The organism is Paenibacillus sp. FSL H8-0282 (assembly GCF_037963825.1).
Classification (GTDB): Bacteria; Bacillota; Bacilli; order Paenibacillales; family Paenibacillaceae; genus Paenibacillus_AQ; species Paenibacillus_AQ odorifer.
In genome coordinates this window covers 3,076,908-3,102,291 of record NZ_CP150146.1, presented here as the reverse complement: position 1 = coordinate 3,102,291, position 25,384 = coordinate 3,076,908, and the positions used below count along the sequence as shown (strand labels likewise).

Below are 25,384 nucleotides of genomic sequence, written 5' to 3'. Positions count from 1 at the left end.
CCCCTTCAATTATACCGATATTTTCTTACGCAATAGATATAAGCTGTACCAAAGCGAACCTCCAGCAATAATCACTATTAATCCGAGACAAGCACCTATGATCTCTCCGGGATAGAAGTAGCTATCATATCTGCTATAACCCATAAGATAGGGTATTGAGGCTAATCCAGCCAGAACCGCTAAGTATAATATGATAAAGCCGATCCCTTTCAGTCTGTAGCTCCGCTCCATTAGAATCGCTGTGAACAAGACGATCAAGACCGTAATGCCCAGTCCATAATATAGAACAAACTCAGAAAAGTAGGGCGGAACCAGAACTTTAAGCACAGTAGGATACTTCAAATAATCAAATACCGAGATGTTCCGATATAGTTCAGCAGGAAGAATCGACTGTGCTATCAAACGCTCCAGTGGCACAAGGACAATTTGCAGGGCAACAAGTCCAAATGCGAATAGCAAGATCGTAACCAGCTTGGCAAAATACAAATTCGCCCGATTGGATGGCAAGGTGAGCAGGCGATATACTATCGTATTTTTACCTCTCCAGTCACGGTACCAGATGAAGCAGCTATATATTAGCAACACTGTTATGCTCAAAAATATGGGTCCGAAATATAGAAGTCCATTATAGCGAGCATACATCATACTGTTTAGCTGAATATATCCAGTCACATTGTGATATTGCTCAAGCGTCCATTGATTCACTCTCATTGCCTCATTCGCAGAATCCAGCCAATGATTAGCACCGATGGTGACTGCTGCAAGCTGCAAGGCAACTGTCAGCACCATGAGTCCAATATATATTTTGGCAAATCGGTTCATTTCAAAATTCAATAGCTTCACAAAAGCTCTCATTTCAAGTACACCTCTCTCATTACGTCCGTAATGGACTTACCTTCCTGCTCGCGAACTACTTCACAGTAGAATTCACGTTCTACCTTCCCGTGCTGTAGCAAGACCGCTTTATCAATTAAATGCTCAATATCGTTAATTTCATGAGTTGTAATAATCACACCACGATCCTCGATCAATTCACTCGTGAACACATCAGTAATTTGCTCGCGGCTGAACATATCAATTCCCGAGAACGGCTCGTCCATTAGGATGTAATCACAATCCAAGGCAAGTCCCAGCAACAAATTCACCTTCGCAGCCATCCCTTTCGACAATGAGGATACGCGATCTGAAGAGCTCAGTCGGAAGAACTTAAGCATTTCCTTTGCACGTTCAGCGTTCCAATTCCGATAAAAGTCAGCCATAAAGCTCAAGCAATCAGCAATTCGCATATTAGAGGGCATCGTTAACGAATCTGGAATGAAAGTGATTTTCTCATACATCGCAGGTGTTAGTGATACATTATCGATTAAGACTTCCCCTTTGAATGGTGTCAGTCCCATGATGGACTTCAGCACTGTTGACTTCCCGGCACCATTGATTCCGATCAGGCAGGTAATCTCTCCCTTGGCAGCAGTGAAGCTAACACCATTTAGTACCTTCTTGAATCCATAATTCTTTACCATCTGATTCACTTGGATCATCTTGTGTCACCACCCTCTGGAGATAACTTGCGCTCGGATGTATATTTTGTCTTTATGATCTCTACCAGTTCTTCAACTGGAATTTGAATATTCTGAATGGAGCTGATGAATATATCCACTGCACTTTCGATTAATTCAGCTCGAATCGAGTTTAGTATTTGCTGATCCTGTGTAATTCGGCTCGGGGAATTCCCTTCTGTTACGATCAAACCCTGTTCCTCCATTTCCTTATATGCCTTCTGCGCCGTGTTCGCATTAATCTTCATTACTGATGCCAGTTCACGCCGTGAAGGAATTTTGTCTCCCGCTCCGATTTGCCCTGTGGCGATCTGTTCCTTGAAATGACGCACAACTTGAATATATACCGGCTCACGAATATTAAAGCTGACGCCTGATTTCTGTTCTTCTGTCATACAACCAACTCCATATACTAAGTGTGTGTACTAAGTGGTTCATACATCTCATTTATGTACTATACGTGTAATACACTTTTGTGTCAATAGTTCAGATTTGAGCAAAAAAAAAAACTGCCTCTCGGCAGCTCCTTTATTACTAAAACACCTTTTGATTAAAAACATGTTCTTTTCCACCTAAACCCAGTGTATCTGCTGTTGTAGTGTGAATTTTCTGCAGAAGCACGGGATTATCCATTAGTGACAAGCCATAAGAAGGAATCATTTCTTTTATTTTGGGTTCCCATTCTTTTATATATTGAGGGAAACATTTGTTAAGCACTTCAAGCATCACGTGAACAGCCGTAGAAGCTCCAGGGGAAGCCCCTAACAATGCTGCGACCGAACCATCAGCGGCACTAATAACCTCCGTACCAAATTGAAGTGTGCCTTTGCCAGCTTCTGTATCTTTGATAACTTGCACACGCTGACCAGCTACAACAAGATCCCAATCTTCAATTTTGGCATTGGGGATAAACTCTTTCAGTTCTTCCAGACGTTTTTCTTTCGATAACAGCACTTGTTCGATCAGGTATTTTGTTAATGACATATTTTTAGCACCTGCCGACAGCATTGTTATGAGGTTATCCGGTTTCACAGAAGTTATTAAATCAAACATTGAGCCCGTTTTTAAGAATTTAGGTGAGAATCCGGCAAATGGTCCAAATAGCAGTGATTTTTTATTGTCGATAAATCTTGTGTCTAAGTGCGGTACGGACATTGGAGGGGCTCCAACTTTAGCTTTGCCGTATACTTTGGCATGATGCTGCGCAATAACTTCCGGATTATTACACACCATAAAAATACCGCTTACTGGGAATCCACCGATATGTTTTCCTTCAGGAATACCGGATTTCTGCAGTAAGTGCAGGCTTCCTCCCCCGCCACCAATGAACACAAATTTCGCTGTATGTTGTTCAATGTTACCGCTGGCATTTCTGATTTTTAGATCCCATAAGCCAGCACTGTTGCGCTTCATACTATTGACACTATGTTTGTAGTGAAGATCGACGTTTTTACTCTTTAAATGCTCAAATAAGATACGCGTTAAAGCACCAAAGTTAACATCCGTTCCAGAGTCAATTTTTGTAGCCGCAATGGATTCATTCGCAGGACGATTTTGTATAATAAGTGGAATCCATTCCATCAGTTTTTTAGAGTCAGCGGAAAATTCCATCCCTTGGAATAATGGATTTTTTGAGAGCGCTTCAAATCTTTTCTTTAAAAAAGCTATATCCTTCTCCCCTTGCACCAAACTCATATGAGGTAACGGCATAATAAAGTCCTGGGGAGTATGTATCAGCTTGCGATTTACAAGATAAGACCAAAACTGCATCGAAAGCTGAAACTGTTCATTAATCTGAATAGCTTTGCTAATATCTATAGATCCGTCTGGCTTTTCAACAGTATAATTAAGCTCACAGAGCGCCGCATGCCCGGTTCCTGCATTATTCCATTCATTAGAGCTTTCTTCCCCTGCTTTTTCAAGCTTTTCAAATACTTTAATTTTCCATTCCGGTACTAATTCCTTCAAAAGTGTTCCTAAAGTCGCACTCATGATTCCGGCACCAATTAAAATGACGTCTGTATCAGTTGCACTTTTGCCCATTATTACCATCCTTATCCCCTGAATTTTGCAGAAAGGATGTGGGCGCTCCTTCTTAGGCGTCACACCTTTTCTGTATCAATTATAACCTTATCATGGTGTATTACAATTATTTATAAATTTAATATCTACTATTATATGAAAAAAATAAAATATTTAAAAGCTTGTAAAAAAGATAGAAATAAGTCCTCAAGATTTATGGAACAAAAAAAGGCTGCATCATGCCCTGTTCTCATTGTAGACAATTCCGTTTTGATAGCCCAACCCCACTATTGTTTTTTGAATTTCCTGATCTACTTTTCTTTTAAAAGTTGCAAACTCTATTGTGGTTAAGCCGATTGGAAGCTCTTGTTCTATAAATGAATCAAAATCGATCGCCGTTTTGAAAATACGAAGCTTGTGCAGAAAAGGTAATTGCTCCATTCCCGTCAAATGAGCCAATGTTTTGCAATTCATAATCGTTAGCTCTTCCAGTGCCTTCATCTGCTGATCAAAGTTAATCTCACGTAGCTGGATTTGATCTTCAATCACAAGCTTTTTTAACGCACGAAAAACCGAAATATTACTCAGGTCATGAAAGCCACGGACTCTACAAATTTCCAGGCTCTCGATTTCATTTTCTTCGATGTCCTGAATATGTTCTCTGCCTCCAAGTAAAATACGTAGGTCTTTCAATTTCTTTAGCCGATTAATAAAATGTAAGGGTTTGTTGCTGATGGAGTGCAGCGCGAGATAGGTAAGATCCTCCAGATCTCCAATAGCATCAAGGTTTTTAACCTTACCTATAACATGCAACTGTTCTAAACGGGAGAATTCTTTTAGGTATTCCAGATTAAGCATCTTTTTCTCCGAGCTAATATTTAAAATACTTAGAGACCGTAACGTATCTATACTCAGAATTTCCGGATTTTCAAGCTCATATATCCCCACGCTCAGACTATACAGGTTATTCAGCTTAGCCAATACGTTCGTGTTATGTGCCTGGTGAAGACAATTCAGCAGCAGCATTTTAACATTTGGAATCTGCAGGAGTGTCTCACAATCAAAGGATACAGAATAGTGGCCATAAAAACGCACTCCAAAATTTTCATCAAAACGCGCGCAAAGCTCATTTACTTCATCCAGAATCGAACCATAGGTCGATGGATCAGAGAACTGGACAATAACTTGGTTGCCGCTGTACAAGTCTTGCTGAATCTGAACTGGATCTAGTGAAATGGGATCATTGATCAGAATCCTTCTTTTCCATGTAACACTCATTTCTAATCCCTCCTACTTGCCGTTAATCATCAGTGTATATTTATTTTAAATCTACGAATTACTTACCCAAGAACATAATTACATAAATCAACCCCATGGACAAGCTACCAAGGAAGGTTACAGGTTATTTAGAGTTTCGTTGATTTAGGAGGATTGAGTACAAGTGTTTTACATTAAAATACAATAAGCTGTATCATTCGTAGATTACTCTACTTTTGATACAGCTTATTTATCATTTATTCAGCCTTCTGCGATGAACTATAAATCCCCGCCACCAACTCCAGCGCTTTTATCCCTTCAGCACCATCCAACCAAAACTTTTGGCCCCTGGCGACATGCTCATAGAAGTCCTCAATCAGTCTCTTATGCCCGGTGCCCCAATAGGATTTACCTTCCGTGGCACTGAAACTAGGCTCGCACAGCAAGGTTTCCTTTCCATCCTTCCAAAGATACAAATGATCTCTGCGGAGGTTGATAGTACCCTTTTCAAAAACTAGCTCCAGCTCCACTGGAGAATTCTCCAGATAGGTATTTGTACCATAAAAAAGCCCTCTGACATTACTAGTGAAATCGATGCAGGCATGGGCGGTATCTTCTACCTCTATGACCCCATTTAGCACATCCGTGGTAATACTCCCTTTCACCGATGCCACCTCTCCACCAAACCACTGAAGTAAATCCAGTGTATGAATGGTTTGGTTAATTAGCAGACCTCCACCTTCCGTAGACCAGCGTCCTCTCCAGTTACTATCGCTATAATAACTTTCGCTACGGTGCCAGGTCACGATTCCTTTCATACAGAGCAACTTCCCATATATTCCTGAGTCAATCACCTGCTTAATATACATCGAGGCATCATTATAACGATTCTGAAACACCACACCAAGCTGACCTGTGCTATGCTGTGCGGCTTCAAGTATTCGTCTGGCTGAAGGAAGATCTGCCGCCATAGGCTTTTCGGTAAGGACATGTTTTCCTGCTTGTAACAACTCCGTAGCCATCTCTACATGTAAATAATGAGGCGTACAGAGATGTACAACATGAATACGGTCATCCTTCAAAATTTCTCTATAATTTTTAGTGGCTTGGCAGTCATATTCATTAGATGTCTGCAATGCTTTGTCAGCATCAATATCTGCAACCGCAAGTAGTCTCACACCATCGATGCCTGTTAATGTTTTTGCATGAAGAGGGAAAATGGCTCCGCATCCAATAATGGCTGCTCCAAGTTCTTTCATCTATATTACCCTCCGTTCATCATTCCATCGTTATCTGAGTATTGCTGGGGTTAGATTGATCGCTTGCTCTTGAGCCTTCAGACATAGCTCGGCAGCTTTGAACACATGGGTCTGTGTCATCGCCAGCTCTGTCCGATTCAGACAGTCAAGGATTAGCTCACCAAAGAAAGGAAAACCAACCTTCCCTGCTACATGCTCATAATGTTCCCCTTCCCCATTGACCCAGTACACATGATCCGGTGTATTTGAACGACTTATATCAGTATATTTACGCAGTTCAATGTATCCTTCAGTCCCCATAATCATCGTGCGCCCGTCTCCCCAAGTGCCCAGCCCATCAGGGGTAAACCAATCCACGCGAAAATATTGTGTTGCCCCATTGTCCCCTACAAGAGTAGCATCACCAAAATCCTCTAATTCGGGATAAGTCGGATGATTGTAATTGGCCACTTTACTATGAATAACCGAAGCATCCTGACAATCTGCATAATATAAAAATTGTTCTATTTGATGACTGCCTATGTCACATAGAATCCCACCATATTTCTCCCTTTGGAAAAACCATTCCGGCCGGTTAGGAGCATTTAGACGATGTGGCCCTAATCCAATGACTTGCAGGACACGGCCAATAGCACCTTGTTGAATCAGCTGCCCCGCATAGATAGCGCTTTCAACGTGAAGACGTTCACTATAGTAGACCATATATTTCTTATTGGTTGCAGCTGCCATTGCTCTAGCGGATTCAAGCTGTTCCAGGGTCGTAAAGGGGGCTTTATCCGTAAAATAGTCCTTACCGTGAGCCATTACTCTATTGCCTAAAGGTCCTCGTTCAGATGGAATTGCGGCCGCTGCAATTAATTGTACTTCGGGATCTTCCAGAACTTCTTCCATTGATCCGGCAGCTTTGACACCGGGATATTTACTAATAAAATTTCTGACCTTTTCCTCGTCCGGATCATATACCCATTTCAGCTCTGCCCCTGCCTCAACCAGTCCGTTACACATCCCGTAAATATGACCGTGATCTAGGGCAATAGCGGCAATGATGAATTCCCCCGCCTTCACTACGGGTTTGGATTCATACGTTGGTGCATAGGTCATCCCATTTTTTCGATTCATAGAAACCCTCCTTCTATTAGTATTACTCCATTCTATAAGGTATTAAGAAGATACCGCAGACTGATCTCCAAGCTTTCAAAAGGATCACGACGGCAAACATCCTGCTCCACTACGAACCATTCAACACCCGTTTCGCGACAGACATTGATAATTTCTTTATAGTCCATATTCCCTTCACCGATTTCAGCAAAGATCTGTTTTCTATTAACAATCGCCATATCTTTTAAATGCACTACCTGCATTCGACCTGCAACTTTGCGTATCCATTCGGCTGGACTCCCTCCGCCCGCTTGAACCCAATATAAATCCAGCTCAAAACCAACGGCAGGATCAGACTCAGTGAGCAGAATTCCCATGCCAGTCAATCCATCAAACCGTTCAAATTCAAAATCGTGATTATGATAAACAAATTGCAGATCATGTTGTTCTTTTAGTGTAACTGCAATGCCCGACATCAGCTTGGCGAATTCACGGTAACCTTCTTGCCCCGTACGGAATTTTTCCGGTAAACTTCCTAGTCCAATATTTTTGCAGTTCCACAGCTTATGTTCAGCGGCTAAAGCATCTAAATCGTTCACTAGCCGATCCCAAGACACATGGGTTGCACATATTGCCAGTCCTGCTTCATCTGCATACTCTTTTACGAGCTTCGGATCGATTGGCCCGATGCCTGAAATCTGAATAGCTTCATAACCCATAGCAGAGACCTTTTGAAAAGTGGATCTTAAATCCTCCGCAGTTTTAGTAAAATCACGTAATGTGTACATTTGAGCAGCAATGGTTGAACGATTCATAGGATCTTTCCTCTCTGATTAAAATTTAATGAGTTCCCTTAACATCAAAGGTTTGGGCGGCTGTGGTTTCTTTGTTGAAGTTAGAATTCTCCACCTTTTCCATGAGCTTCTCATAAAATAAATCTTCATCAATCGGTAACTCCACCCAATCGTCGGTCCAAGCCGATAAATACATCCCATTAGATAGCGTTAGACCGTGAATGCCTTCCTCACCCGGAGCTAACAATTTCTCATCGTGTAGAATGGCATTCGTAAAGTTCCGCAAAATTCCTTTATGCTGTTCCCCGCCACCCTCTTCTACAGGAATCTCACATTTCCAACATTCTGGACTGCCGAATCCTCCCGTAAACTCTGCATTGAATTGCGGCTCCGGCGTGCGTAGACGCCAAAAGGTTAATTTCCCGTCTTCCACTACGATTTTTCCATGATCACCAGTAATTTCGAAACGGTTAGTTCCCGGTGCTTCACCTGTTGTGGTGATAAAAAGCCCTGTCGCACCATTTTCATATTCCACATAAGCGGTTACATCGTCTTCAACCTCAATATTGCGGTATTTACCAAAATGACAAAATGCTCTGATCCGCTTAGGCATCATACCTGTTGTCCACTGCCATAAATCTAGTTGATGAGGATCTTGATTCAGCAACACCCCACCACCTTCGCCTGCCCATGTAGCCCGCCAACCACCGGAGTTATAGTAACTTTGTGATCTGTACCAGTTGGTGATAATCCAATTTGTGCGGCGGATTTCGCCTAGTTCACCAGACTGAATGAGATCCCTAAGCTTTTGATACAAAGGATTCGTCCGCTGGTTATACATGATTCCGAATTTGCGATCAGACTTTGCTGCAGCTTCGTTCATCTGCTTAACAGCTTTGGTATAGACCCCAGCCGGTTTCTCAACCAATACATGATAGCCATATTGAAAAGCCTCGATAGCTAAAGTTGGATGATCATAATGTGGAGTACAGATTAATACTGCATCTATGAGATGAGACTCATATAACTCTTGGGGTGTTGCAAATTTCTGTACACTTTCCGGTAAATGCTCTTCTGCCCATTTCAAACGTTCTTCCCTTACATCACATACAGCTGCAAGCTCAGCATCTTTAATATGATTCAACAGACTTTGTGCATGTGCACTCCCCATATTCCCAATTCCAATAATGCCATACCGTACTTTATTCAATCAGATCACTTCCCTATTTGAGGTTATGTTATGAGAATATACTTAATTAATAGACATGAACATGAGCGAAACTAAGCATTATTTGCACAATAATAAGATGATTTAGTTAAATTAATTCGTTATAATAAGGATAATCAAGTCATAGAGGAGCTAGATGATGAATAATCCAGGTAACCTTACCGGCAGATTCCTCCAGAATCTTACCGTAAAAGTGACCCATGCCCAACTTAGAAGCGGATATAGCGGGTGGAATCGTACGTTGGAAACTCCAACCTTTAATCGGCTGTATTTTATTGACCGCGGTGAGGGAAAAGTTATCATTAACGGTGTTACTTATTATCCGAGAGCAGGTCAGCTAATGATCATGCCCGCAGGAAGCACTCAAACTACAGAGACGTCAATGAATGATCCCTATACACGCTATTTCTGCCATTTTGATGCTGATATTGGGGAGTGGCCCTTATTCCATTCGGCAAACAAACTGTTTATCTGTGATGCGCCCAACCCAGATTCCGTACGGGTAATTTTCACAGAAATGATCGAACAGTTTCAAAAAGATGATGTATTGTCCATTCTGCGTACTCAGGCGAACGTCCTCAATCTAATTGCTACTTGTCTTGAATCGAACGAGAATATCAAAACAGACTTTATGCAAGAATTTATACATACGGGGGATCAAGGAAAGCTCGCCTATGTGCTTCAATATATTGATGAGCGGCTGGATAAACCCATAGAAATAGAAGAGTTAGCAGAAATTGTCCACTTACATCCGAACTATTTCATCCCCTACTTCAAGAAATTTATAGGGGTTCCCCCCATGCATTATGTACAATTGAAAAGAATGGAGCATGCTAAAAGACAGCTTTCTTATAGCAATTTCAGCATTTCAGATATCGCGGAGCAAGTCAGTATGGAATTAGCCCATTTCTCTAAATATTTCAAAAAGACAATAGGAATCTCCCCTTCTGCCTATCGTAACAGCACTAAGTAAATTTATTAGGGAATGTCCTAATCTATGTGTTGAACTATAATAAAAAGGCTCTAACCTACAATTTTGAGGTGGTGAACGATATTCTTATCAGAACAGCATCTATAAGCGACATTCAAGAGATAGCAAGACTCTCAAGCCAGCTTGGATATCCTTTGAATATCGATCAATTAGGAGAAAGACTACAAGAAATCGGAACACACAAAGATCATACTGTATATGTAGCTGAATCAGATCACCAATTGGTAGGATGGATACATGCGACCGTTCGAATCTTACTTGAATCTCCTTCATTTATTGAAATAGGAGGTCTTGTTGTTGATCAGACTTGCCGCGGAGAAGGAATTGGCAGACAGCTTGTAGAAACCTGTGAACGATGGGCAATCCAAACAGGGTTTAGCAAAATTAGAGTACGTACCAATCAAACCAGAGAAGATGCTGTACGGTTCTATAATCATATAGGATTTTCGCCAAAAAAATCACAGCATGTACTTGATAAGGAACTTTAATCACACTCAGGACTTTTAGGGAGGTTCAATGGTTATGATAGAATTAACTTTGCATCCAGCATTAGAAGGAAAAATCGCTGTGATTACCGGAGGAGCCGGTGTATTATGCCGGGTTATGGCGCTAGAGTTAGGTCGGCAAGGAGCTAAAGTCGCGATTCTAAATCGCACCGCAGCTAAGGGAGATTTGGTTGCCGCTGAAATTACAGCCGCAGGCGGTCAAGCGATTTCACTCTCCTGTGATGTTACAGATCAACAGAGTGTTATGAAAGCCGCAGAAGCTATTAAGAATCACTGGGGTCCTTGCGATCTTTTAATTAACGGTGCTGGCGGAAATGATTCCTCAGCAAATACGACCCAAGAGATTTTCAAAAATGATGATCTGGAGAACCCGGACATATTTACTTTTTTTGACCTTAGTGTAGATGGATTTCGCAATGTGATGGACCTTAATCTGATTGGAACATTGATCCCAACCCAAGTTTTTGCCAAGCAGATGCTCGGCAGAACGGGCACATCTGTTATTAATATTTCATCCATGAGTGCACCTTCTCCAATGACCAAAGTACCTGCCTACAGCGCTGCCAAAGCAGGAATTAATAATCTCACCCAGTGGCTCTCCGTTCATTTCGCTGAGTCTGGTATACGTGTGAATGCCATTGCCCCTGGCTTTTTCCTTACTAAACAAAATGAGAAGCTGTTGGTTCGTGAAGATGGCGAGCTTACAGACCGTTCCCAAAAAATCATCTCTCATACTCCAATGCGCCGCTTTGGACAGCCGGAGGATCTGCTTGGCACACTACTCTGGTTAGCAGATGAAGCAATGTCAAGCTTTGTGACCGGAGTTACCGTCCCCGTTGACGGTGGATTCTTGGCTTATTCGGGAGTATAGACTAATCTAATGAGGGATTACAATGATTGTAGATCCATTACGCGTATTCGTTACTGTAGCTGAACTGAGTCATTTTTCCAAAGCAGGAGAAGCGCTGAATTTATCTCAACCCGGTGTCAGTCTGCATATCCGGAATCTTGAGAATGAGCTCGGTGCTAAACTCCTGCATCGTTCTTCTAAACAGGTTAGATTAACAGAAGCCGGCAGTATTCTTTATAAACACGCCAAACAAATATTGGCTCATTTCGATGAAGCAAGTCAGGAAATCCATATGCTTCAGGACGAAGTCACTGGGAGTATACATATCGGCGCTAGTTTTACTATAGGTGAATATATTTTGCCGGCAAGACTTGCTGATTTTGCCAATCAATATCCGCAGGTCAAGCTGCAAGTGACGATAGGCAATACTGAGGAGATTATTGGAGGCGTTAAATCCAACGAACTGGACATAGGGTTTATTGAAGGTGAGGTCCATGAGAATGATCTGAATGTCACTCCTTATATGAAAGACGAGATGATTATGGTCGCTCCTGCTACCCACCCTCTGTCAAAAGCGATTTCTGTGGAGCAGAGCATGTTGCAGGATCAGGTTTGGGTGCTTCGGGAGCACGGCTCGGGTACACGAGCTTTCAGTGATCATTTCCTACAGGAGGAAGATATATCTGTTAAAAGATCCTATGTCTTCAACAGCTCTCAAGGTGTTAAAGAAGCTGTAGCCTCTGGCCTCGGAATCGCCATGCTCTCCAGATGGATTGTACGGAAGGAACTAGAAAGCGGTGAGATCAAAGAGCTGCCAATCAGACAACATCATCTGGAAAGGCAATTCTCAATCATCCGACATCAAGAATGTTCTTCTTCCTTAGCTACCGATGTCTTTATAAAAAAGCTACTTGTCTTTAGAAAAGACAAGTAGCTTTTTTTCTTCCACACTATGAAATTATACTTGATGTTCAACCAAATGCCCGTCTTCCAGATGCAGAACGCGGTCACACCATTCGAGCATCCGTTCATCATGAGTGACCATTACCGCTGCTTTACCTTCACTCTTCACCTCATCAGCGATCATTCGTACAACTTCTCTTCCGCGTTTGAAGTCCAGACTGGCTGTCGGCTCGTCTGCAAAGAGAATCGCTGGTTTATTCATCCACGCTCTAGCGATAGCTACACGCTGCTTCTCCCCACCGGAGAGCTGTTCCGGATAATGATTACGCCGTTTCCAGATATCCAGCCGCTTCATCAAATCAGCAGCCCGTTCCTTCGCTTCCTTAGCACTCATTTTCGCCTGCTTGGCTACAAAAAGGAGTTGCTCCTCCACCTTCAAATAAGGCAACAACTGAGCGCTTTGGAACATAAAACCTATCTTCTCTAAACGGAGCTCCGTCAGCTCACTTTTACTTTTATCTGTAAGTGATTCCCCATCTATAAAAATTTCACCACTAGTAGGTGTTAGAAGTGCACCAGCCGCTGAAAGGAATGTACTTTTCCCTGTTCCCGAAGGTCCAAGGACAGCAACGAATTCCCCTTCATTAACGATCAGATTCAAATTGTTCAGCACAGACACCGTTGTGTCGCCATCACCGTAGTTTTTGGTTACTTGCTTCATGATTAGTTTCGCACTCATGCTCCAGCCCTCCCAATAGCTTCTAATGCATCTACTTTTGCCACTTTAGCGACAGAAATTAGTGATCCTAAAAGAGACATCCCAACGAATAAACAGCTGGTTAAAAGAATGGTGGAAGGCTCCAGTTGGAATGGCATCGAATCAGGCAGAACCTTATTCATCCCAAAGGTAAGCAGTAAGCTAATGCAAAGACTTGAAATAGCTAAAATCATAACCTGCCCTACCACACTCCAAGCCAAGTAAGACATTTTGGTACCCATCGCCTTCAGAATACCAAACTGACTAGTTTTCTGAATCGTAATGACATAGAAGAATACTGCCAGAACAAACGCTGCGATCACAAACAGGAAAACAATCATCATTAGCAGTGAACCCTGCTCTGCCGAGTAGCCCGGAATATTGGAAATAGCTACTTTTTGCGTAATGACCTCTACATCTTTTACATTCGTTGAAATCTTATTTACTTGATCAGCATTCGCATTAAGGGCAATCACATTAAACGGTACCGACGAAGAGGTTTCTTCTCCTTGGTTAACCCCCTGCTTCATAGCTTGCCAATCCTGATTGTTGATATAAACTACTGGGGTATGGCTGTAAGAGCTATCCTCAACAAAACCTGCGACAGTAAATTCCATCCCGGTTGCCTGATCACGAATGATACTGCCAAGTTTGATTCCTGACTGTTCCAGGTCACGATCAACAAGGACTTTACCGTTTGTCTCGTTTGTAATCTTGTCACCTTCAACTACTTTAGGAGCTAATAACCCATTCATATCTACTGCAAAAAAAGTAATATCTGCTTTTACGTCTGCCTCGTTAGCAGTGACAGTGCTCATCTGCATTGCAAGTGAAGATGCATTATTGTCTCCAACTACTGCACGTACATTCTGGAGCTCCGCATCTGTTAACTGAGAACGTCTAAAGGTCTGATCCGCATCCCCTTGCACTACAAAATAATTCGCCGGCATGTTCTCTACTGCAGAGATATTTGCATAAGCTAATCCTCTGGCTAGTCCCGTGACGAAAAGTACAAGAAAGGAAACCAATAACATGATAACCATAATTAATAGGTATCTGGCTTTAGAATGTCGCATTTCCCTTAAGGCTAAAAACATATTACCACTCCTTCTAATCTGTATAGTCACAGTTTAGAAGATGAAAATGAACGGAGTATGAATAATGAATTACAAAAGCGGAAGTGTAACTGTAAAGGTAGTCCCTTCACCCAAAGTACTGGTTACTTCAATGGTTCCGTTATGCGCTTCTACGATTTTTTGAGAAATCGCAAGTCCAAGTCCGCTGCTATGGGTTTCATGCGTTCGTGCTCGATCTACTTTATAGAAACGATCAAAGATTAACGGCAACTCCTCGGCTGAAATGCCTTCACCCGTATCAGACACAGAAACAATACAGTTCTGTTCCATAAGCTTCGCGGAAATCATAATGGAACCTTCAGCAGGTGTGTATTTTATGGCGTTGGAGAGCAGGTTCATCCATACCTGGAACAATAGATTTGGATCACCTAGAACGCTGATGTCTGCAAGATTCAAACGCACGGCCAGTTGTTTCTCTGTTAATCTCCATTCCATGATTTGTACGACCTGTCTTAGTTGTGCACGTAAGTCTGTCGACTTTTTCTGTATGGAATTAGGATCATAATCAAGCGAAGACAAGGTAAGCAGCTGTTTGCTTAGCAATGAAAGACGATGGCTTTCTTGGTCAATGATATTGAGATACTGTAACCGTTCATCCTCAGGTAAGGTTGAATCTTGTAACGCTTGGGCAAATCCCTGAATTGATGTTAATGGCGACTCAATTTCATGTGATACATTAGCGACAAATTCCTGACGTGCCCGATTTGTTCGTTCCAGCTCCCGGCTCATAATCATAAAATGGGAAGCTAACTGACCAATCTCATCACGCCGCCACGTATTCAATTTGATATCGTATCTGCCTTTTGAGATCCGTTTAGTGGCCGTCGTCAAACGTGTAATAGGTCTAACTACATGCAGTACGCTAATCATTACAAAGCCTAAGCTAAACAACACGGTGAACCCAATGATCACAGCAAAAAAGACGCGTAGCTCACCGAATTGTACTTCAGCATCCGGACGCATAAACAAAGCATACGTCTCATTGTTTACTTTTACAGGAACACCAATTGAATTACGCAGTTGATTATCAAAAAATCCGGTAATAAATGCACTGTCCGGGAAATCCGCAACCCCATGATAAATTTGCCCATTCAGAACCTTCTCTAGTTGCTGCTCATCCAAATCTTCTTTTCTAAAGGGCTTACCGTAGAATCTTGATTCCCCTTCAGCATCTGTTAAATAGATTTTATAACCCAGCTTGGCTATACTCCGCAAATAATCCTCCATTGTCTCCGGATGTGATTCTGCGAATTGTTGAACCTCGATAGCCATTCCGGTAAGTTTGGCATCGTTCTGAGATTTAATCTGGGCTTGATAGTAAATATTAGACACCAAAAATCCAAGAAGGCTACTCACCACAATTACTGAACAGAAGACAATACACATCCGGACATACAAGGATCTCATACGTTAACCATCTCCAATTTATAGCCAATGCCTCGAACGGTTCGGATCACAAAATCTTCCTGATAATCTACGAAGCGCTGACGCAAACGTTTGATATGTACATCGACTGTTCGCTCATCCCCTTCATAATCCATGCCCCATACCAGTTCAATTAACTCACTACGTGTATATAACCTGCCTGGATATTGTGCCAATTGAGCCAGAAGCTCAAACTCTTTTACCGGTAGCAGCAAAACCTCATCACCATCGGTTATTTCATAATTTTTGCGGTCAATAACTAGAGAATTTAATCGAATCCGATCATCTGAAGCAATGGAATAGCGGCGAAATAACGCTTTGATCCGAAATAGCAACTCTTCAGGCTCAAAAGGTTTCGTTAGATAATCATCCGTCCCCCGCAAATAACCTTGCTCTTTATCACTCAGCTGCTGACGTGCTGTCAATAAAATGATCGGAATATCATACGTTTCTCTAATATGCTGACATAGCTCTAACCCATCTACATGTGGCATCATTACATCTACGACCGCTAAATCCGCAATACTGTCCTGCAATTTATGTATCGCATCTCGGCCATCACTGGCCTCCATCACCTGATATCCTTCCCTTGTTAGTACATGTTTTAATAATGTTCGAATATTCACATCGTCATCTGCTACTAAAATCTTCTTCATCATTTACACTCCCTGAATAATGGATGAACTCATAGTAACAACTTTATAACGATAGAACAACTAAAGTCAGATCAAACAAAAGGCTTGATACTCTCTCTTAGTGTGGTAACCGGCCGCTCCATCAGTCTCTCCAGATCTTTTGATGTAGAAGCAGTATCTATCTTCGCTAAAAACGAATAAATCCAATGCTGAATACTTGAATCCTGGCGAAACGTAATTTTTTTCCCTGATAACTCTGATAATACATCAACTAATTCGTTGAAGTCCCAAACGTTGGGTGCAGCTAGTTCGTAGACTTGTTTCATATGTCCATTCGTTGTAAGAACCTTTGCCGTAGCTAAAGCGAGGTCCTCACGAGTGACTGAATTAAACTGCCAGTTCCCTGGATAAGTGGGTAGCTCACCGCTTTCCATCGCTTCCTTCAACCCAAGCACACCCACAAAATCTATATACAAAGCGTTACGTAGAAACGTATAATCTATCCCTGATTCAAGAATCATCTGCTCAGTTAGTAAATGGACATGATAAGAAGGAGTCGGACCTTTGGGTGGAAAGGCAAATCCAGTATAAAGCAGATGCTTCACATTGGCCTTTTTTGCTGCATGAATGACCTGAGCATGCTGATGTAATCTGATCTTATCATCGGTATGAGAGCTGGAGATTAAAAGTAACGTTGTGACCCCAGTAAAAGCTTCAATCAGCGTATCTAACTGGTCATAATCGCCAAAACGGACTTCGAACCCTTTTTCTAAATAATTAACAGCTTTCTCTGGCTGACGAACACAAGCAATAACTTGACTAGCCGGAACGTACTTCTCAAGCTTCTCCATAATTAAGCTGCCTAATTGACCTGTGGCTCCTGTAACCATAATCGACATACATAACACCCTTTCTGTTATTCCAATGTACTCAGTTTTTGTAATAAAAAGATAAGTTGATGAAGCTCCTGATCATTCAGATTCTTCATTCTCTCTGCGACAGCCTTACGATTCTCTGGAAGATGCTCCAGAAGTAATTGCTGGCCTTCAGTCGTAATCGAAATGACGCTTTTTCTGCCATCCTTGGTATCATTCGAACGGGTTATTAATCCGTCTCGCTCCAATGGTGTTAACAGCATGCTTATATTAGCTTTGGTAACTCCAATAATGTGAGCCAATGTAGAAGGCAGAATCGCACCTCCCTGTTTAGAGATCTCCACCAAGATACGAATTCTTGCTCCGTTCAATCCTTTCGACTGCCAATATTTCTCAGAAACAGAAACTAAATTTGCAGTAGCTTCAACTAATGTAAAAAATGCTTTGGTATGCAATGGCTGATTCAGCACAAACTGTTGTAAATGATCCATATTCTATAATTCAGCTCCAATATAGTTAAGTCCTTAACTAATTTTAAACATACTACACTCCCCATGAGTTGTCAAAAAAAGAAGCTGCCTCACCTGGCAGAATAAATCTGCTGATGAAACAGCCTCTACAAATAAACTCACCCTAGATTAACACTGTTTTTGTGGAAACAGGCTCTTCACTGTATTTTTTAGAACCCTCCAGCATAACCTCCAGCTTAATGATCTCCGACCGGCTTGCTAAACGAATTGGGGGTCCCCATGTTCCATAACCTGACGACACGACTACATGCAAATTGTCCTTACGAAGATATCCCCAGTCCAGCTCGAACAGACGTTTAGTGATCCAGTGATTAGGAGCAATCTGTCCTCGGTGTGTATGACCCGAGAGTAGAACGTCTACCCCAGCTTGAGCGGCTACGTCGAAGCCGGTAGGCTGATGATCCATCATAATCACAGGACGTGTAAGATCAAGTCCTTCGAGCAAGGAGCTTACACTTTGTCTGCCACCGGCTTCCATCGCCTCGGCTGTCTTATCTTTTCGGCCTACAATATACGTTCCTGCGACTTCTTCAACCTCATCTTGCAGGACCTTGATCCCAATACTACTCATCAAATCGGTATATTCCTTAATTGATCCACCATAATATTCGTGATTGCCCAGTACTGCGTAGACACCATAACGAGCTTTTAACTGTTTAATCTGTTCACTCATACTATTGCGGATAAAAGGTTCAATGCTGTCATCCAAGACATCTCCAGCCAGCAAAATCACATCGGGTTGCATCGCGTTCATTTGTGCCACCATTTTTTTGAGATGACGATTGCCCACGATATTCCCTAAGTGCAGGTCTGAAGCAACCGCGATCGTTAATGGCGTGCTGGTGCCAATAGATTTATCAATAGGAATGGAATGTGTGCGGATCACGGTACTCCAGGCGTTGATTGAACCCCAGACCAGAAAGACTGCCAGTAATATCAGAATTGTCCCGCCCGCTTCTGCGATGTAATAGGTACGATCGATTCCCGACCATCCCAGTATCACATATAATAGGTCTGCCAAAGGTAACGTAATGATAGCAAATTCCATACACGCTAAATAATACGATCCAATCACTTTAAAGAATCTGGCGATCGGTTTAACCGATTTTGGCCATGGAATCATTCCAATGACATACGCAAAAGCGATGAGCATAAATAATGTCCAGAATACTGCTGACGAAACACCAGAAAACCATTCATGAATAAGTAACCAGCCGTGATAGCCAATGTAGAAATTAACAAGACCCAGAATGAGCAGCATAGCAAATCCTGAAGCTAACATTCGTAATGTTTTCATCGTTTCTCTCCCCTTTACCTAACTACTTCTCTACTTCTTATCTCAAATCATAACACAAACCGTTAACCCAGTATAAACTGCAATGCGGTGTTCGGAAAACATCGGAACTAAAAAAAGAAAATGCCCATAGGCATCTTCTTTGGAGGTTTATCTTATATCGCTTTATCACGTGTGGCCATACATTGACCAATCAGCTTATCGCATTTATTGATGTGATTTATCAGCCAGTCTGTTAACGTTCGATTAAGCTTGATGGTTGAGAGTACGGATACTCCCTTTGTTTTGACCGTTTCTTCCAATTCGAGAACTGCCTTCACGAAATCAGCATGCGTCTGACGATGTTCAGCTAGTTCAGGGAAGTTGATCTCCTCCATCAGCTGCTCTTCATTACTGAAATGTTCAATCGTGTATTCTTTTAAGAATTTCAGTGTTTCCTCAATCTTTTCTTTCCCTTGCTGATTACTGCATGCTTCAAAGAATTCGTTCAATTTCGCTAACAACTGTCTGTGCTGGCAGTCAATTTTTTCTACACCGATATCATATGAATCTTTCCAAGCGATCATGAAATCACCATTCCGTTTCTTGAAAATTACATTTTAATTTTATTTTCCACCTTTCTCCACAAAAGAACTATTAACAACATCACAGGTGCTTATATTCAACCATTAGCTGTACATATGGCACCTACTGATAAATCTCTACTTCATCACGGGTTCGATATGTACAAGTACATTGGAAACTTGGTGCCGGTCTTTTAACTGTTCTTCAATTTCTTCCGTAATATCATGACTCTGCACTACACTTAGCTGAGAATCCACTAGCACAGTTGTGTCTACTAATACGTTATTCCCATGGATACGGGCTTTGATATCTTTTATGGATTGTACACCATCAATTTCTGCCACAGTTTCTTTCATATGTTCAAGCTCTTCCGCATCAAATCCGTCCGTCAGATCATGCGTAGCTTTGCTAAAGATATCCCATGCCGTCTTACAGATGATTAGTCCGACAATGATAGCTGTAAGCGGGTCAAGCCAAGGAACGCCCAAGGAGGAAGCCACAATTCCGATAAAAGCGCCCACGCTAACTATAGCATCTGATCGATTATCCAGTGCTACTGCCCGCATTGCGTTACTGTTAATGGCACGGGCCAGCCTAATATTATACATATAGACAGCCATCATAACTACAGCACAGCCCACTGCCGTCCACGCCGCTATGAGATCAGGACTTTCCAGTGCTGGTTGAATAAATTTGTTCACAGCTTGGTACAAAACTTGAAGCCCTACCGCAATCATAATGAATGAAGCAATTAATGAAGCCACGGTCTCCGCTCTAAAATGCCCGTAGCTGTGGTTCGAATCCGGCGGTCTTCTGGAAATCTTCAGGCCAATTAGTACCGCTATAGAAGCAATAATATCTGTACTGTTATTCAATCCATCTGCAAGCAACGCTTGAGATCCTGAGACCGTACCTATGAACAGCTTGATAGCTGATAAAAAGATATAAGCAACGATGCTTAGCCAAGCTCCTTTTTCGCCTTGTTTAATGTCGTTATAAGTTTCCAAAAAAAGAACCCCCAAAGAATAGTATTGTTCTATACTACACTTTGAGAATCGGGTGGGTCTAGAGAAACAGTGTTGCTACGGGGCGCAATAGTTCCCTCTGTCAAATAGAGTTGCAAGGTCGTAACTGTTTTGCAGGACGCAACATAGTTTGCCCCCGTTCAACTTTGCTTCCATTCTTCTGGAATAGTAACTTTTTGCTATTTTTATTGTCTAATTATAGTAATGACTAATTCAAAGGAGCGTGGAGTGATGATTCAGTCTTTGCCGAAGAAAATTGTTACATGTTTAGCTATAGGGAGTATTTTAATTCCAATAACAAACAGTGGATCAATGTCAGTCATTTCTGCAGAAAAAGCAATTGTAAGCCTAAGTAACACTTATTACAGTGAAGTCACAGCCCCGATCCTAAAACCTGTTTGGTCAGCACAACTCGCCATTTTAAAAAAAGACAGAATCACCGGACAGGACATTACAGCACTCGCGGAAAACGGGAAGATCTTTGCGTTGCAGCGCAATGAAAAATTAACCGCAATGAATGCGGCAACAGGCAAAAAAATATGGGAGTTCGGAAGTGGATTAGCGCCGCTATTCACGTACAGCAATGGATTTATCTACGGTCTAACCCAAAGCGGCTCCCTATATGCCGTTAATGAGGCAGGTAAAAAAGCATGGTCGGCTTCCATAACACTCCCCAAAGCTACAAATATACAGCGTTTAGGATCTACTATTTATGTTACTCAAGAGGAACAATTAGCAGCAGTTGACGCCGTAACCGGAAAGATCAAATGGAAGGCTGTAGAGAAAAGCAATAACTTTACAGGCTTATCAGAGGTCATGGAATCAGATGGGGTCGTTATTCGCAGCTATCTGTCTCAAGGGGCCTTAACAACTGCTGGACTCGCCGCTTATGACAGTCTGACAGGAAAAAAACTATGGGACCAGACCCGGCAGTGGATGCCGTTAGCAGTGAAGGATGGGCTCCTCTACTCTATCACGAATACATTTATGATGGATGATGACCCGGTAAATCGAAAAGTCAAAGTATCCGTGTTCAACATAAAGACAGGTGAATTAAAAGGAGAACGTTTATATAAATGGACAGATACCGAGAATAAAGATGGTGTGTACAGTTATAATGGGATGAATGGAAACGCGTTTTTGGATGGAAAGGACTTTTATATCTTTCAGGGCAGTAAGTTTGTGAAATATGATTTCTGGAATTATTCTGCAGAGGGTAAACCGGTGCAAACCTGGGCCTCGATGGTTAAAGAAAAAGACTCTCCATTGAACCAAGTTTATCAACAAAGAATGTTATTTCAAAATCAAGATAAAGGTACTTTATCCGCACTTAAGCTAGGAACCGGCCAGCTTGTCGAACTCAATATTGGAGAGAATCCAGTGGTACAGACGGATCTGTTCGGAAACGTGGTTTATAGTGGACAATCTGACGGCCTATTTCACGCTTATGACATGTTAACTCTAAAGCCTATTTTCACTGTGAACACAGGCTCTCGTAACTTTGCCCCTTCCCTTAAAACTGGAGGGATGCTGATGATTCGGACGGATAATAAGCTGCTCGCGATTAAACTTCCTACCTCTATAAAATAAAACAGCCTGATTTCTCAGGCTGTTGGGCTTCAATAACTTATTCAGCCGGAGCTGTAAAAGTACGTGCAGCAAACTCGGCATCCAGCATGTAGAAGGCGTTGCTATCTTTTTCAATTCGTTTCAGTTTACTGATGATGTTGCTAAAGAGTGCTTCTTCTTCTACTTGCTCGTCTATAAACCATTTCAAGAAATAAATCGTCGCATGTTCACGCTCATCCAGAGCAAGGTCAGCCAAATGATAGAACCGTTTAGTATTCTGCTGTTCATGCGCGAAGGCATGTTCAAAAGCATCTAACATCGAGTTATATTCGTTCTTCGGCTCTGGCAGTGCTTCTAGCGTAGCACGGTTATCCCGGTCGTTAAGGAATTTATAAATCTTCATGGCATGGAACCGTTCTTCTTCGGCTTGAATTAGAAAAAAGTTTGCAAATCCATCCAGACTTTCGCCGGAACAATAAGCAGCCATCGCTAGATAAACATGAGCGGAATAAAACTCGAAATTCATCTGTTCATTAAGTGCTTGTACTAATCCATCTTTCATTGGACCGTCACCTCATTATTCAAATTTAATATGTAAATATTTAAGTTTATCTTATCACCGTGCTTCTAAGTCAGCAAGGATTCCTCTCCCAATATCTAATTTAGCTAACGAAAGGACGACTATTCAGATGATTAGATTCACCCGTCACAGCCTAAAGCCTAAGATTTCCGGTACACTCTTCATTATTGCAGCTATGGTGTCACTGTTCCTCATTGCTGGCTGTTCTAATAGCAGCAGTAATTCACAGTCCGAAGCTACCGATTCACCGACCTCCCAATCCACACCTGCACCAACCACCAGCTTGGCTCCCACCCCCTCAGCAGTCAGCGATCCAATTGCTCTTCAGGTTGCTGAGATGACTTTGGAAGAAAAAATCGGACAAATGCTCCTAGTTGGAATTGATGGAACTGTCCTTGATGAGCAAGCTAAAAAGATGATTACCGAAGACAAAATAGGTGGAATCATCCTCTATAAGGACAATATTAAAAGCCTGAAAGGGATGATCAGTCTTATCAATTCTATGAAAAAGAGTAACACTGGCAACCCTGCCCCACTATTCATGAGTGTTGATCAGGAGGGTGGAAAAGTCAGCCGGATGCCTAAAGAATATGCTACATTCCCTTCTAACGGAACAGTGGGTGCAAGTAATGACGCTGCTGCTGCCGAGAAAATGGGAAAGCTGCTCGCAAGAGAAGTACGTTCAGCCGGATTTAATATAAACTTTGCTCCCGTTCTCGATATCAATAGCAATCCAGACAATCCAGTCATCGGAGACCGGTCGTTCGGCAATGCTGCTGGCCAAGTCATTCAACTAGGGATTGCCGAAATGAAGGGAATTGAGAGCGAAGGCGTCGTTCCTGTTGTCAAGCATTTCCCAGGACACGGAGATACTTCTGTCGACTCCCATCTGGATCTGCCGATTGTGAACAAAACAGCCGGTCAGCTAGCCGACTTAGAATGGCTCCCCTTCCAAGCAGCCATTAAAGAGGGGACGGACGCCGTAATGGTCGCTCATATTTTGTTTCCAAAATTAGATCCAGACAAACCCGCATCCTTATCGCGTACCATTATTGGTGAACAGCTTCGAGATGAAATGGGCTACCAAGGAATCGTAATTACAGACGATCTAACCATGGGAGCCATTATGAAGAACTACGATCTGACTACAGCAGCAGTAGATACTGTGAATGCAGGTAGTGATATTCTCCTTGTCGCTCACGGCTATGATAATGAAAAACGGGTCATGGACTCCCTCCTGCAAAACGTAAAAAACGGTAAGATTCAAGAAACACGGATTGATGAAAGCGTCTATCGGATCTTAGCCTTAAAAGCCAAATATAACCTTTCCGATGAGCAAATCCCGGTTCCTGATCTTACCGATCTTAATAAAGAGATTAACGTTTGGCGTCAAACGATTGAGAAGTAAATCTAAGCGTTAGTCATTGTTACTGAAGAACAACAACATCTCCAACCTTCAACCCAGAGAGAACCTCTGTTTTGTCCGTAGTTTCCAGACCCACTTCGATGTCTTTTCGTTCATATTGCCCGTCCCCTTTATCCAGCATAACGTAGGAGAGGTCTCCTTCATGCATTACAGCTATGCTGGATACAACGGTGGCATTTTCTTTGCGAACTGTTTCAATTTCTCCGTTTAAGCTTAAGCCACCGATCAAATGCTCGTCAGGCTGCAGCGTGATAACCACTTCGAATTGAGGAACCGAACTGGCAGTAGCATTCTGCCCTGAAGCTGTCTTTGCAAATTTCGCTACCTTCGTAACTTCTCCAGATAACTTCAAATCTTTTATAGCTGTCATTTTTACGTCGACCTTCATGCCTGTCTTTATACGGAAGACGTCTTGTTCACCTACAAGAGCAATGAATTCTAGCTTGTTCATATCTACTATTTTTCCGATATATTGATTATCTGTCACTGTTTGCGGAATTTCGCTTGCACTGTCAAATAAGAAAATGCCGGTTGCCGGAGCATAATAAAGTGCTGTTTTGAGTTTGGCTTTTTTCTCTGTTAATTCGCGTGCTTGTATTTCGGCATTGACCTGATTAAGCTCGTCCCCTAGCCGTGTTGCTTCTTGGGCTGTGAGTGCTTTAATCCGTTCTGCTTCAGTTGCACCAAGGGCTGCATTCTCTTCGTCTTGCTGGCTCACAAATGCATTCAGCTCTGCTTCCAGCTTTGCTTTACGGATGGTCGCCTCTTGTGTAGCAATCTCATTCTTCAAGGCTTCCTGATCGAGAGTAAACAGTAAATCACCTTTTTTGACCTGTCCACCGTTCTCAACCTTCCACTTTGTCACCTTTGAAGCATATGGAGCATAAACAAGCGTTTCTTTCTCATAATTAGAATTACCTTTAACCTGTATGGAATTGGTAATGGTCTCCTGTGTGACCTCAAAAGTTATGGCTTGTGGGGGTTCAACAGGCTCTAACTGCGCTTCAGGCTTATACATCTTACTATATAGAAAATAACCTGCTGCAATTATAATCAGTACCAATACAATCCACTTGATTCTCCTCTTCATCACTTTGGCTTCCT

26 protein-coding genes are annotated in these 25,384 nt (G+C 42.1%); 6 read left to right on the top strand and 20 right to left on the bottom strand.

The window, feature by feature from the left end:
- Positions 1-9: 9 nt before the first annotated feature.
- The 9 genes from NST94_RS13655 to NST94_RS13615 all read right to left on the bottom strand — a co-directional run bounded on the left by NST94_RS13655 (position 10) and on the right by NST94_RS13615 (position 9,196).
- Complete coding sequence (locus NST94_RS13655) at positions 10-855, bottom strand: hypothetical protein (RefSeq protein WP_076194268.1); 846 nt, start codon at positions 853-855, stop codon at positions 10-12.
- Positions 852-1,538 (bottom strand): ABC transporter ATP-binding protein, encoded by a 687-nt coding sequence (locus tag NST94_RS13650; protein WP_339282080.1) that lies wholly within the window; start codon positions 1,536-1,538, stop codon positions 852-854. The genes NST94_RS13655 and NST94_RS13650 overlap by 4 nt, the downstream gene beginning before the upstream one ends.
- Entirely contained in the window at positions 1,535-1,951 is a 417-nt protein-coding gene (locus tag NST94_RS13645) for a GntR family transcriptional regulator (protein WP_076129346.1), read from the bottom strand. Before NST94_RS13645 ends, NST94_RS13650 begins: the two co-directional genes overlap by 4 nt.
- A 139-nt stretch (positions 1,952-2,090) precedes the next feature.
- Positions 2,091-3,599, bottom strand: coding sequence for a malate:quinone oxidoreductase (locus NST94_RS13640; RefSeq protein WP_076129345.1), 1,509 nt, complete (start codon positions 3,597-3,599; stop codon positions 2,091-2,093).
- 216 nt (positions 3,600-3,815) lie between these two features.
- Positions 3,816-4,856 carry a hypothetical protein gene (locus NST94_RS13635; protein ID WP_076129344.1) on the bottom strand — a complete coding sequence of 347 codons (1,041 nt, stop codon included), beginning with the start codon at positions 4,854-4,856 and terminating at the stop codon, positions 3,816-3,818.
- 236 nt (positions 4,857-5,092) lie between these two features.
- A complete protein-coding gene (locus tag NST94_RS13630) occupies positions 5,093-6,094 on the bottom strand; it encodes a Gfo/Idh/MocA family oxidoreductase (RefSeq protein ID WP_339282079.1) in 1,002 nt (333 codons plus the stop codon).
- A gap of 30 nt (positions 6,095-6,124) precedes the next feature.
- A complete protein-coding gene (locus tag NST94_RS13625; protein WP_076278977.1) occupies positions 6,125-7,213 on the bottom strand; it encodes a Gfo/Idh/MocA family oxidoreductase in 1,089 nt (362 codons plus the stop codon).
- 32 nt (positions 7,214-7,245) lie between these two features.
- Positions 7,246-8,007 (bottom strand): sugar phosphate isomerase/epimerase, encoded by a 762-nt coding sequence (locus NST94_RS13620; protein WP_339282078.1) that lies wholly within the window; start codon positions 8,005-8,007, stop codon positions 7,246-7,248.
- A 25-nt stretch (positions 8,008-8,032) separates the two neighbouring features.
- Complete coding sequence (locus tag NST94_RS13615; protein WP_076129340.1) at positions 8,033-9,196, bottom strand: Gfo/Idh/MocA family oxidoreductase; 1,164 nt, start codon at positions 9,194-9,196, stop codon at positions 8,033-8,035.
- Between the two features lie 154 nt (positions 9,197-9,350).
- Here NST94_RS13615 and NST94_RS13610 point away from each other — a divergent pair, with 154 nt between their 5' ends.
- Genes NST94_RS13610 through NST94_RS13595 form a run of 4 tightly spaced genes read left to right on the top strand, consistent with a single transcriptional unit; the run spans position 9,351 to position 12,495 of the window.
- Entirely contained in the window at positions 9,351-10,187 is an 837-nt protein-coding gene (locus NST94_RS13610) for an AraC family transcriptional regulator (RefSeq protein WP_305953559.1), read from the top strand.
- A 29-nt stretch (positions 10,188-10,216) separates the two neighbouring features.
- The gene (locus tag NST94_RS13605) at positions 10,217-10,693 is read left to right on the top strand and encodes a GNAT family N-acetyltransferase (protein WP_339282077.1); all 477 of its coding nucleotides are present in this window, start codon (positions 10,217-10,219) and stop codon (positions 10,691-10,693) included.
- Between the two features lie 34 nt (positions 10,694-10,727).
- Entirely contained in the window at positions 10,728-11,582 is an 855-nt protein-coding gene (locus NST94_RS13600; RefSeq protein ID WP_339282076.1) for an SDR family oxidoreductase, read from the top strand.
- Between the two features lie 22 nt (positions 11,583-11,604).
- Positions 11,605-12,495: a LysR family transcriptional regulator gene (locus NST94_RS13595; protein ID WP_036678189.1), complete on the top strand. Its 891-nt coding sequence runs from the start codon at positions 11,605-11,607 to the stop codon at positions 12,493-12,495.
- A gap of 24 nt (positions 12,496-12,519) precedes the next feature.
- Here the strand turns inward: NST94_RS13595 and NST94_RS13590 are convergent, their stop codons facing one another.
- From NST94_RS13590 to NST94_RS13550, 9 genes are all read right to left on the bottom strand, one after another.
- A complete protein-coding gene (locus NST94_RS13590) occupies positions 12,520-13,203 on the bottom strand; it encodes an ABC transporter ATP-binding protein (RefSeq protein WP_076129337.1) in 684 nt (227 codons plus the stop codon).
- Positions 13,200-14,264: an ABC transporter permease gene (locus tag NST94_RS13585; protein WP_339282075.1), complete on the bottom strand. Its 1,065-nt coding sequence runs from the start codon at positions 14,262-14,264 to the stop codon at positions 13,200-13,202. The genes NST94_RS13590 and NST94_RS13585 overlap by 4 nt, the downstream gene beginning before the upstream one ends.
- 123 nt (positions 14,265-14,387) lie before the next feature.
- Entirely contained in the window at positions 14,388-15,764 is a 1,377-nt protein-coding gene (locus NST94_RS13580) for a HAMP domain-containing sensor histidine kinase (protein ID WP_076185929.1), read from the bottom strand.
- Complete coding sequence (locus NST94_RS13575) at positions 15,761-16,438, bottom strand: response regulator transcription factor (RefSeq protein ID WP_076129334.1); 678 nt, start codon at positions 16,436-16,438, stop codon at positions 15,761-15,763. Before NST94_RS13575 ends, NST94_RS13580 begins: the two co-directional genes overlap by 4 nt.
- 71 nt (positions 16,439-16,509) lie before the next feature.
- Positions 16,510-17,316 (bottom strand): NmrA family NAD(P)-binding protein, encoded by an 807-nt coding sequence (locus NST94_RS13570; protein ID WP_339282074.1) that lies wholly within the window; start codon positions 17,314-17,316, stop codon positions 16,510-16,512.
- A gap of 17 nt (positions 17,317-17,333) precedes the next feature.
- Positions 17,334-17,783 carry a MarR family transcriptional regulator gene (locus tag NST94_RS13565; protein ID WP_076280715.1) on the bottom strand — a complete coding sequence of 150 codons (450 nt, stop codon included), beginning with the start codon at positions 17,781-17,783 and terminating at the stop codon, positions 17,334-17,336.
- A gap of 142 nt (positions 17,784-17,925) precedes the next feature.
- Entirely contained in the window at positions 17,926-19,119 is a 1,194-nt protein-coding gene (locus tag NST94_RS13560; protein WP_076301988.1) for a metallophosphoesterase, read from the bottom strand.
- A 152-nt stretch (positions 19,120-19,271) separates the two neighbouring features.
- Positions 19,272-19,682 carry a bacteriohemerythrin gene (locus tag NST94_RS13555; protein WP_051491008.1) on the bottom strand — a complete coding sequence of 137 codons (411 nt, stop codon included), beginning with the start codon at positions 19,680-19,682 and terminating at the stop codon, positions 19,272-19,274.
- A gap of 135 nt (positions 19,683-19,817) precedes the next feature.
- Positions 19,818-20,687, bottom strand: a complete 870-nt coding sequence (locus NST94_RS13550) for a cation diffusion facilitator family transporter (protein ID WP_076129330.1) — start codon at positions 20,685-20,687, stop codon at positions 19,818-19,820.
- A gap of 222 nt (positions 20,688-20,909) precedes the next feature.
- On the opposite strand from NST94_RS13550, the gene NST94_RS13545 reads away from it, so the two are divergent.
- On the top strand, positions 20,910-22,295 hold the full coding sequence (locus tag NST94_RS13545; protein WP_254848747.1) for a PQQ-binding-like beta-propeller repeat protein: 1,386 nt from the start codon (positions 20,910-20,912) through the stop codon (positions 22,293-22,295).
- Between the two features lie 37 nt (positions 22,296-22,332).
- Here NST94_RS13545 and NST94_RS13540 read toward each other — a convergent pair whose 3' ends face one another.
- The gene (locus NST94_RS13540) at positions 22,333-22,836 is read right to left on the bottom strand and encodes a ferritin (RefSeq protein WP_076129328.1); all 504 of its coding nucleotides are present in this window, start codon (positions 22,834-22,836) and stop codon (positions 22,333-22,335) included.
- 127 nt (positions 22,837-22,963) lie between these two features.
- Here NST94_RS13540 and nagZ point away from each other — a divergent pair, with 127 nt between their 5' ends.
- A complete protein-coding gene (gene nagZ / locus NST94_RS13535; RefSeq protein WP_339282073.1) occupies positions 22,964-24,262 on the top strand; it encodes a beta-N-acetylhexosaminidase in 1,299 nt (432 codons plus the stop codon).
- Between the two features lie 19 nt (positions 24,263-24,281).
- Here nagZ and NST94_RS13530 read toward each other — a convergent pair whose 3' ends face one another.
- Positions 24,282-25,370 carry an efflux RND transporter periplasmic adaptor subunit gene (locus NST94_RS13530; RefSeq protein WP_076129326.1) on the bottom strand — a complete coding sequence of 363 codons (1,089 nt, stop codon included), beginning with the start codon at positions 25,368-25,370 and terminating at the stop codon, positions 24,282-24,284.
- Between the last annotated feature and the right edge of the window lie 14 nt (positions 25,371-25,384).

Bases quoted from the DNA above. Each gene is read 5' to 3' on its own strand.
- NST94_RS13530 (WP_076129326.1), bottom strand. From the start codon at position 25,370: ATGAAGAGGAGAATCAAGTGGATTGTATTGGTACTGATTATAATTGCA.
- NST94_RS13555 (WP_051491008.1), bottom strand. From the start codon at position 19,682: ATGATCGCTTGGAAAGATTCATATGATATCGGTGTAGAAAAAATTGAC.
- NST94_RS13635 (WP_076129344.1), bottom strand. From the start codon at position 4,856: ATGAGTGTTACATGGAAAAGAAGGATTCTGATCAATGATCCCATTTCA.
- NST94_RS13545 (WP_254848747.1), top strand. From the start codon at position 20,910: ATGACTAATTCAAAGGAGCGTGGAGTGATGATTCAGTCTTTGCCGAAG.
- NST94_RS13585 (WP_339282075.1), bottom strand. From the start codon at position 14,264: ATGGTTATCATGTTATTGGTTTCCTTTCTTGTACTTTTCGTCACGGGA.
- NST94_RS13630 (WP_339282079.1), bottom strand. From the start codon at position 6,094: ATGAAAGAACTTGGAGCAGCCATTATTGGATGCGGAGCCATTTTCCCT.
- NST94_RS13590 (WP_076129337.1), bottom strand. From the start codon at position 13,203: ATGAGTGCGAAACTAATCATGAAGCAAGTAACCAAAAACTACGGTGAT.
- NST94_RS13595 (WP_036678189.1), top strand. From the start codon at position 11,605: ATGATTGTAGATCCATTACGCGTATTCGTTACTGTAGCTGAACTGAGT.
- NST94_RS13655 (WP_076194268.1), bottom strand. From the start codon at position 855: ATGAGAGCTTTTGTGAAGCTATTGAATTTTGAAATGAACCGATTTGCC.
- nagZ (WP_339282073.1), top strand. From the start codon at position 22,964: ATGATTAGATTCACCCGTCACAGCCTAAAGCCTAAGATTTCCGGTACA.
- NST94_RS13565 (WP_076280715.1), bottom strand. From the start codon at position 17,783: ATGGATCATTTACAACAGTTTGTGCTGAATCAGCCATTGCATACCAAA.
- NST94_RS13650 (WP_339282080.1), bottom strand. From the start codon at position 1,538: ATGATCCAAGTGAATCAGATGGTAAAGAATTATGGATTCAAGAAGGTA.
- NST94_RS13600 (WP_339282076.1), top strand. From the start codon at position 10,728: ATGATAGAATTAACTTTGCATCCAGCATTAGAAGGAAAAATCGCTGTG.
- NST94_RS13620 (WP_339282078.1), bottom strand. From the start codon at position 8,007: ATGAATCGTTCAACCATTGCTGCTCAAATGTACACATTACGTGATTTT.
- NST94_RS13540 (WP_076129328.1), bottom strand. From the start codon at position 22,836: ATGAAAGATGGATTAGTACAAGCACTTAATGAACAGATGAATTTCGAG.
- NST94_RS13640 (WP_076129345.1), bottom strand. From the start codon at position 3,599: ATGGGCAAAAGTGCAACTGATACAGACGTCATTTTAATTGGTGCCGGA.
- NST94_RS13645 (WP_076129346.1), bottom strand. From the start codon at position 1,951: ATGACAGAAGAACAGAAATCAGGCGTCAGCTTTAATATTCGTGAGCCG.
- NST94_RS13625 (WP_076278977.1), bottom strand. From the start codon at position 7,213: ATGAATCGAAAAAATGGGATGACCTATGCACCAACGTATGAATCCAAA.
- NST94_RS13575 (WP_076129334.1), bottom strand. From the start codon at position 16,438: ATGAAGAAGATTTTAGTAGCAGATGACGATGTGAATATTCGAACATTA.
- NST94_RS13570 (WP_339282074.1), bottom strand. From the start codon at position 17,316: ATGTCGATTATGGTTACAGGAGCCACAGGTCAATTAGGCAGCTTAATT.
- NST94_RS13610 (WP_305953559.1), top strand. From the start codon at position 9,351: ATGATGAATAATCCAGGTAACCTTACCGGCAGATTCCTCCAGAATCTT.
- NST94_RS13560 (WP_076301988.1), bottom strand. From the start codon at position 19,119: ATGAAAACATTACGAATGTTAGCTTCAGGATTTGCTATGCTGCTCATT.
- NST94_RS13580 (WP_076185929.1), bottom strand. From the start codon at position 15,764: ATGAGATCCTTGTATGTCCGGATGTGTATTGTCTTCTGTTCAGTAATT.